The sequence below is a fragment of the Microbacterium sp. genome (assembly GCF_049661145.1).
Taxonomy (GTDB): domain Bacteria; phylum Actinomycetota; class Actinomycetes; order Actinomycetales; family Microbacteriaceae; genus Microbacterium.
The window spans coordinates 1-7,983 of sequence record NZ_JBASZT010000311.1; the positions used below are offsets into that span (position 1 = coordinate 1).

General features: G+C 66.9%; 7 protein-coding genes and 1 pseudogene. 4 read left to right on the forward strand and 4 right to left on the reverse strand.

Annotated elements, in window-relative coordinates:
* Window positions 1-494, forward strand: a 494-nt coding sequence (locus tag WBP48_RS13085; protein WP_424441110.1) for a DUF4184 family protein, incomplete at its 5' end; no start/stop codon positions are given.
* A gap of 187 nt (window positions 495-681) precedes the next feature.
* Here the strand turns inward: WBP48_RS13085 and WBP48_RS13090 are convergent.
* From WBP48_RS13090 to mmsA, 3 genes are all read right to left on the reverse strand, one after another.
* Window positions 682-1,782 (reverse strand): sugar-binding protein, encoded by a 1,101-nt coding sequence (locus WBP48_RS13090; RefSeq protein WP_424441112.1) that lies wholly within the window; start codon window positions 1,780-1,782, stop codon window positions 682-684.
* Between the two features lie 106 nt (window positions 1,783-1,888).
* A complete protein-coding gene (locus tag WBP48_RS13095) occupies window positions 1,889-3,208 on the reverse strand; it encodes a sugar ABC transporter permease (protein ID WP_424441114.1) in 1,320 nt (439 codons plus the stop codon).
* A gap of 46 nt (window positions 3,209-3,254) precedes the next feature.
* Window positions 3,255-4,799: a multiple monosaccharide ABC transporter ATP-binding protein gene (gene mmsA / locus WBP48_RS13100; RefSeq protein WP_424441116.1), complete on the reverse strand. Its 1,545-nt coding sequence runs from the start codon at window positions 4,797-4,799 to the stop codon at window positions 3,255-3,257.
* Between the two features lie 308 nt (window positions 4,800-5,107).
* Between mmsA and WBP48_RS13105 the strand changes: the two genes are divergently transcribed.
* Genes WBP48_RS13105 through WBP48_RS13115 form a run of 3 tightly spaced genes read left to right on the forward strand, consistent with a single transcriptional unit; the run spans window position 5,108 to window position 7,714 of the window.
* A complete protein-coding gene (locus tag WBP48_RS13105; protein ID WP_424441118.1) occupies window positions 5,108-6,304 on the forward strand; it encodes an ROK family transcriptional regulator in 1,197 nt (398 codons plus the stop codon).
* Window positions 6,294-7,064, forward strand: a complete 771-nt coding sequence (locus WBP48_RS13110) for an ATP-binding cassette domain-containing protein (protein ID WP_424441120.1) — start codon at window positions 6,294-6,296, stop codon at window positions 7,062-7,064. The genes WBP48_RS13105 and WBP48_RS13110 overlap by 11 nt, the downstream gene beginning before the upstream one ends.
* Window positions 7,061-7,714, forward strand: a complete 654-nt coding sequence (locus tag WBP48_RS13115; RefSeq protein ID WP_424441122.1) for an HAD family hydrolase — start codon at window positions 7,061-7,063, stop codon at window positions 7,712-7,714. The genes WBP48_RS13110 and WBP48_RS13115 overlap by 4 nt, the downstream gene beginning before the upstream one ends.
* A gap of 33 nt (window positions 7,715-7,747) precedes the next feature.
* Here WBP48_RS13115 and WBP48_RS13120 read toward each other — a convergent pair.
* Window positions 7,748-7,983 (reverse strand): annotated as a pseudogene (locus WBP48_RS13120) (carnitine dehydratase); the annotation flags it as partial.

Sequence of the window (7,983 nt, forward strand, 5' to 3'; positions counted from 1 at the left end):
GGGTCGTCTTCGTGCTGCTCGTCGTGCTCTCGCTCGCCCTCGGCGTGCTTTCGCACATCGCGTGGGATGCCTTCACCCACGAGGGGCGCTGGGGCCTCAGCCTGTTCCCCGCCCTTGAGGAGCAGTGGGGTCCGCTGACCGGCTACAAGTGGATCCAGCACGGTTCGAGTCTGCTGGGTCTTGCCGTTCTCGCCGCAGCCGGAGTGATCTGGCTGCGGCGACGCGAGCCCGCGGCGTCCCTCCCGCGTCTTCTGCCGTCGGCGGTGCGAGTGGTGTGGTGGGCGTCGCTGCCGGCCGTTCTCGTCGTCGCCTGGCTGATCGGCCTCACCGCTTATGGCCCGCTGACGCCCACCTGGACGGCGCAGCACCTCGCGTACCGTGTGCTGCCGCCGGCGTGCGCGATCTGGGGCGCGGCGACGTTGCTGCTCTGCGTCGTCGTCGTCGCGCTCCGCGCCGGCCGTGGGCGACCGATCACGCACGCGGTTCGGCATTGACGCTCACTCACAGTGGCCACCGGGACTATCGCACGTCGCTCTAGCGCAACGCGGAAGTGTCGCCACCTGAGGCAGGTTCTCTCGCCCCCACGCGCGCGGCAGCGCCCCCGAAAAGCTGATCGGCGAGCGGCGAACCAAACAGTGGCCGCCAGGAGAGCTCCTGCCGACCACTGTTCGAATGATGCGTTTACTGCAGCAGCTCAAGCCGCGCCGGGTCGTTCGCGAAGATCTCCTTGGCGTTGGCCTTGGTGACCACGACCGGGTCGAGCAGGTAGATGTCGACTTCCTTCTTGCCGTTGTCAGCGGTCTCGTCGGCCGCGGGCAGGCCCTCGCCGGACTGCAGGGCCTTGATGAGTTCGATCGTCTTGCCGACGAGCTCTTCCGTGGGCTTCGCGACGGTGGAGTACTGCTTGCCTTCCCAGATCGAGACGACCGATTCGTTCTCGGCGTCCAGGCCGGTGACGACGGGCAGCTCCTGGCCGGCCTGCTCCGACGCGGTGAGAATGGCGCGGGCGATGCCGTCGTTGGGCGAGAGCACGCCGTCGATCTTCTTGTCGCTGTAGAAGCCGGACAGCAGCGAGTCCATGCGCGACTGGGCCTTGGCGTTGTCCCAGTCCTGCGTGGCGACCTGCGTGAACTCCGTCTGGCCGGACACCACGGTGAGGGTGCCGTCGTCGATCTTCGGCTGCAGGACCGACATCGCCCCTTCGAAGAATGCGGGGGCGTTCGGGTCCGCAGGCCCCCCGCCGAACAGCTCGATGTTGTACGGGCCTGATCCCTTGAGTTCGGCGAGACCGTCGAGCAGAGACTGGCCCTGCAGCTCACCCGTGCGGATGCTGCCGAACTGGACCACGGCGTCGACGGCCTCGGTGTTCTCGATCAGTCGGTCGTAGCCGATGACGGTCACGCCGGCGTCGTGTGCGGTCTCGAGCACGGTTCCCAGCTGGGTGCCGTCGACCGGACCGACGACGATGACCTTCGCGCCCTGCTCGATCATGGCCTCGATCTGCTGCTGCTGCTGCGGAACCTTGTTGTCGGCCGCCTGCACGAGGGGCGTGAAGCCGGCATCCTCCAGGTCCTTGGTGAAAAGCGTCTCCGCTTCCTTCCAGTTCTGCGTGCCGAGCCAGGGCAGCGACACACCGATCGTCGCGTCGGCTGCGAATCCGGAGCCGGCTGCATCGGAGGCGTCCGTTTCTCCGCGCGTGCCGCCGCTGCACGCGCTCAGGGCGAGAGCACCGACCGCGAGGAAGGCGGCGGCGACGCCGAGCTTCGTTCTCTTGAGCTTCATGTTGGTTTCCTTACTGTGATGGTGGGTTTACTGCGGGTTCGCGCGCGCACTCGACCACGCCCTCCACTGCGAGGGCTCGGTCCAGGCGACGTACGGGGGAGGGAGGTCAGGAGCGGCGCGCAGCGCCTTCCGGCTCCTTCGCGGCGGAGGGATCATCGCGCAAGCCAGCGGACACGGCGACGGGAGTCTCGGGTGCCGACGTGCCGCCGACGGAGCCTGGCTGCTTGCTGGCGAAAAGTCGTCCGGTGATGGACGGACGGCCCTGCTGCTTGTTGTAGACGTCGAAGGCGACGGCTGCCAGGAGGACGAGTCCCTTGATGATCTGGGTCTTGTCGGCGCCGACACCCATCAGCATGAGTCCCGAGTTGAGCACTGCCATGACGAGGCCACCGACCATCGAGCCGATCACCGTTCCGATGCCGCCGGAGACGGCGGCGCCGCCGATGAACACCGCGGCGATAGCGTCGAGCTCCCACATCGTGCCATCGGAGGGTCCCGCCGAGGTGGAGCGACCGACGAACAGAAGGCCCGCGAGCGCCGCGAGGATCGACATGTTCATCATCACGAGGAAGTAGGTGCGCTGGGTGTTCACACCGGACAGTGCGGCCGCCGCCTTGTTGCCGCCGACGGCGTAGATGTGACGACCGAAGACCGTGCGCTGGGTGATGGTGTGGTACACGATGATCAGCACGACCAGGATCAGCCCGGGGACCGGGAACGATGTTCCAGGACGGCCGGAGCCGAAGATCCAGGTGAGATAGCCGAGGACGAGCGCGATCAGGGCGAAGCGCGTCAAGCTCACCCACACGGGGGGCGCTTCCGCGCCCGAGCGGATCAGGGCGCGGCGGCGGCGCGCCTCGGACCATCCGAAGAAGAGGATGGCGACGATCCCGAGCAGGAGGGTCGAGTTGTTCATACCGGTGAAGGCGGGTCCCCACTCGGGCAGGTAGCCAGCACCGAAGTAGCGGAACTCATCGGGCACGGGCACGCTGATGGAGTCGCTCATCCAGATCACGGCGCCACGGAAGATCATCATGCCTGCCAAGGTGGTGATGAACCCCGGGATGCCGAGCTTGGAGAGCCAGAAGCCTTGCCAGGCACCGATCGCGGCGCCGATGACAAGGCCGGCCAGCATCGCCATCCACCACGTGAAGCCGAGATCGCGGGCGGACAGCGCTGCGCTCATCCCGACGACGCCCGCCACCGAACCGACGGATAGGTCGATCTGGCCGATGACGATGACCATCACCATGCCGATCGCGAGGATGAGCACGTAGGCGTTGCCGGAGAGCAGGTTCTGGAAGTTCGAGGACGTGAGCATGCGTCCTCCCGACCAGACATTGAACGCGAGCAGCAGCGCGATCAGTGCGAAGACCATCGTGTACTGGCGGAGGTCGCCGCCGAGCACCTGCTTGATTGACTTCATCGTCCTTGTCCTTTGTCTGTGTTCTGGAGTCGATTGTTCGTGGGCGCTACGCGGCATCCGCCGACGTCGTGGTCATGAGGCGCATCAGGGACTCCTGGTCGGCCTCACCTGCGGCGAGCTCGCCGGTGATCCGGCCCTCGCAGATGGTATAGATGCGGTCGCTGATGCCCAGCAGCTCGGGCAGTTCGGACGAGATGACGATGACGGCTTTGCCCTCATCGGCCAGCTGCTGGATGAGCTTGTAGATCTCGTACTTCGCACCGACGTCGATGCCGCGCGTCGGCTCGTCGAGGATCAGCACTTCGGGGTCCGGGTACATCCACTTGGCCAGCACGACCTTCTGCTGGTTACCGCCGGACAGCGTCGAGACACCGGCGTCCACCGACGGCGATTTGATCCGCAGTGAGCGGCGATAGCCGGTGGCGATGCGGAACTCCTCGTCGGCATCGATGAGTCCGCGACGGACGATGGCGGCCAGGTTCGCCGACACGATCGTCGATTTGATCGTGTCGAGCAGGTTCAGCCCGAGACTCTTGCGGTCTTCCGGGACATATGCCAGGCCAGCGCCGATCGCCTGGTGCACCGTGGCGGGGTGGATCTGTTTGCCGCCCAGGAACATCTCACCCGACCGATAGTGGCCGTACGAGCGCCCGAACAGGGATCGCGCGAGCTCCGTGCGTCCCGCGCCCATCAGTCCTGCGAAGCCGACGATCTCGCCGCGGCGGACGACGAAGCTGGAGTTCTTGCAGATGAGTCGGCCGGGCAACTGCGGGTGCTCGACGACCCAGTCGCGCACCTCGAACAGCACCTCGCCGACGTTCGGCGTGTGTTCGGGGTAGCGGTTGTCGAGGGAGCGTCCGACCATCGCCCGGATGATGCGGTCCTCGTCGACGTGGCCCGCCTCGACGTCGTACGTCTCGACCGTGCGGCCGTCGCGGATGACGGTGACGGAGTCGGAGACGGCCGCGATCTCGTTGAGCTTGTGGGAGATCATGATCTGGGCGATGCCGCGGGCGCGGAGGCCCTTCATCAGGTCCAGCAGATTCGCGGAGTCCTCCTCGTTGAGAGCCGATGTCGGCTCGTCGAGGATGAGCAGGCGGACGTTCTTGGACAGGGCACGTGCGATCTCGACGAGCTGCTGCTGGCCGACACCGAGGTTCTTGATCGGCGTGTTCGGGTCGGTCTCGAGCCCGACGCGCGCCATGAGTTCGAGCGCCTGCAGCCGAGCAGCGTCCCAGTCGATGACGCCGCGGCGGACGATCTCGTTGCCGAGGAAGATGTTCTCCGTCACGGAGAGCTCAGGGATGAGTGCGAGCTCCTGGTGGATGATGACGATGCCCGCGCGCTCGGACGCCTTGATGTCATGGAACTGGACCTCGGCACCATCAAAGAAGATCTCGCCGCCATAGCTACCGTGCGGATAGACGCCGGACAGCACCTTCATGAGGGTCGACTTGCCGGCGCCGTTCTCGCCGCAGATCGAGTGGATCTCGCCCCTGCGCACAGCCATCGTCACGTCGTCGAGGGCCCGCACTCCGGGGAACTCCTTCACGATGTGGCGCATCTCGAGGATGACCGAGTTGTCTGCCATGAGAATCTCAACGTCCTTGTGTCGATCTGATGCGTCGCTGTTGACAGTCTCGAAGGTAGAGTCGCGCGGCTCGCAACGCAATCGAGTTTCATCGGCGATACCAAAACGTTATCTTCGAGTCTCGATGTCAAAGCGGTCGATCTCGCGGTGATCTGGCGAGTCTGATGCCAAGGAAGTGCGGGAAGAGCTCGCTCCGCCTTGCGTCCTTGCGAGAAAATCGCGGATCTGTGTTCAAGAAATGAAGGCATCGAAGCGATTCGATTCGGAAGTCGAACCTTGTGCGCCGCCGTCCGGCTACGATGCCGAATGTGAGGACGTCGACGCCCCAGTTCGGGTCGCAGTCGGCGTTGCGTGAGGCTAACAGCCAGCGCATCGTCGAAGCGATCCGGCGTCACGGTGCCCTCACCCAGGTCGAGATCGCCGCGACCACCGGGCTGTCGCAGGCCACGGTGTCGACCATCGTCAAGCTGCTGCTCAATCAAGGAGTGGTGGACACCCGCTCCACCGTCCGCACCGGTCGGCGTGCACAACTGGTCACCCTCGCCCAGCGCACCGGACTTGCAGTGGGCATTCACATCGGCCAACGCTCGCTGCGCGTGCTCATCGGCGACAGTGGTCACGACGGCCTCTCTGAACGCGTGCTGCCGCTGCCACCCGACCACCGTGTGGACACGACGCTCGACCGTGCCGCCCTTCTGGTCGTCGACCTCGTGGAGTCCCTCGGTGCTGAGCTGTCCGAAATCGTTGGCGCAGGCGTGGCGCTCCCCGCCGCCATCGACCCTCGCACCGGAATGATCCGCGCGCGGGGGGTGCTCGATGGGTGGGAGGACACCGATATCCGCGAGGTGCTCGCGCGGCGGCTCGGGATCCCGATCATCGTCGAGACGGATGCTACGGCTGGCACACTCGGGGAGAGCCGTTTCGGCGCCGGTCGCGGATGCTCGGACATCGTGTTCGTCCGCGCCTCGCACCTGGTAGGCGCCGGACTCGTGGTCGGTGGACAGCTGCACCGCGGTCGACGGGGCATCGCGGGAGAGATCGGGCACGTGGAAGTGGACCCTGCAGGCGCGATCTGCCCCTGTGGCAGCCGCGGCTGCCTGAACACCGTGGTCGGTGCCGAGGCACTGACCAATCTGTTGCGCATGTCTCGCAGCGGGATCACGCTGCGGGACCTCATCCGGTTCGCCGTCGAAGGTGACCCGGGGTGTCGCCAGGTGATCTCGGACGCGGGAGCTGCGATCGGCGCGGTCGTCGCGGGGCTTGCACTCGCGTTCGATCCTCAGCGGATCATCGTCGGCGGTGAGCTGGCTGAAACCGGGGAGCTACTGCTCGCGCCGCTGCGCGACGCGGTCACTCGTCGCGTGCCCCTGACCGGCGATGACGGGGTCGAAGTGGTTCCGGGAGAACTGGGACAGCAGGCGGAAGTGCGGGGACTGGTTGCCCTGGCATTCGACCAGAGGCGGTCGATGGCGACCGTCCAGGGGAGAGGTGAACATGTCTCGTGACGAAACGCCCGTGCTCGAGTTGAGACGCGTCACGAAGCGGTTCCACGCAGTGGAGGCGCTCGTCGACGCGGATCTCGTGGTCCATCGGCGTGAGGTCGTCGCTCTGGTGGGCGACAACGCCGCAGGAAAGTCGACGCTGGCGAGGATCGTGTCGGGCGTGTACGTGCCGGACGAGGGCACGATCAGCCTCGACGGGGTCGTGACGGAGTTGCCGAACCCCAGCAGCGCATTCCGCCACGGTGTCGCCGCCGTCTTCCAGGAGCTCGCGCTCGCTGAGAACCTCGATGTCGTCGCGAACATCTTCCTTGGGCACGAAGTGATCCGTGGCGGGCTGATGGACAGCGACAAGATGGACAAGCTCGCGCGTAGCTATCTCGACCAGCTCGGGGGCGGCATCCCGCTCCTGCACGCTCCGGTCTCCGACCTTTCCGCGGGACAACGCCAGTGCGTCGCCATCGCGCGCACACTGGTGGGCTCTCCGCGCCTGGTGGTTCTCGATGAACCGACCGCCTCGTTGTCGATCGCGCAGACAGCGCAGGTGCTCGGCTATATCGAGCACCTGCGCGAACTGGGGGTCGGAGTCATCCTGATCAGCCACAGCATCAGCGATGTGCGCGCGGTCGCCGACCGCATAGAGGTGCTGCGACACGGCCGCAACAACGGGTCATTCGACGCGCGATCCACACGGTATGAAGACGTGATCGCCGCCATGACCGGTGCGAGTCGTTGGCACCGTGTGCAGCCCGAGGCGCACTCATGACCGCGCCGGCCGCCGTGCTGTGGGACATGGATGGGACCCTCACGGACACCGAGCCGCTGTGGCTGGACGCCGAGCTTCGGCTGGCGCAGCAGTACGGCGCTCGCTGGGCTCACGAGGACGCACTCGCGGTCGTCGGCACGCCGTTGCTGAACACCGCGCGCCTTCTGCGTGAGCGGGGCGTGCGACTGCCACCGGATCGGATCGTGCGCATCATGGCGCAGGAGGTGGCCGACCGGATCGACAAGGCCGCGGCAGCCGGGGCCGCGCCGTGGCACCGCGGAGCAATAGAGCTCGCCGGCGACATTGCGGCGGCGGGCATCCCACAGGCACTGGTGACGTCCTCTCCCACCGAGGTCGCCGCGGCCGTCGCCCGCGCCGCAGGCGTGTTCGACGTCGTCGTCTCGGGCGACGACGTCGAACGTGCTAAGCCGGACCCGGCGCCGTACCGACAGGCGGCCGCGGCGCTGGGCATCGAACCCTGCGACGCGGTCGTGCTCGAGGACTCGCCTTCTGGAATCGCCGCCGGGCGGGCGGTCGGCGCCCGCGTGATCGCCGTGGAGACGGCACTGCCCGTGCGCCGCGAACCCGGGCTACGAGTCGTGGGCTCCCTGGCAGAGTTGAGGTTGGCCGATCTCGGGCTCCCGTCTTGAGGTGCACTCGGTTGTCCGGTGGCGCGCCGGCGCTCACACCCACGACGGATCGTCCTGCCCCCACGGTCGAGGCGCCGCGAAGTGGGCCGGTCCGCCGGGATAGCTCATCGCGGGCGCGGCGGTCGTGATGCGGCGGCCCGCGACCGTGAACTCCTGCGTGTGACCGGAGACATCGGTGACCGAGCGGTCCGGAGTCGGCTCGGCGCTCCGCGGCATGCCCAGCAGCTCGGCTGCGGCGCGGCGCAGCGACGTCTGCGCCAGCCATGACC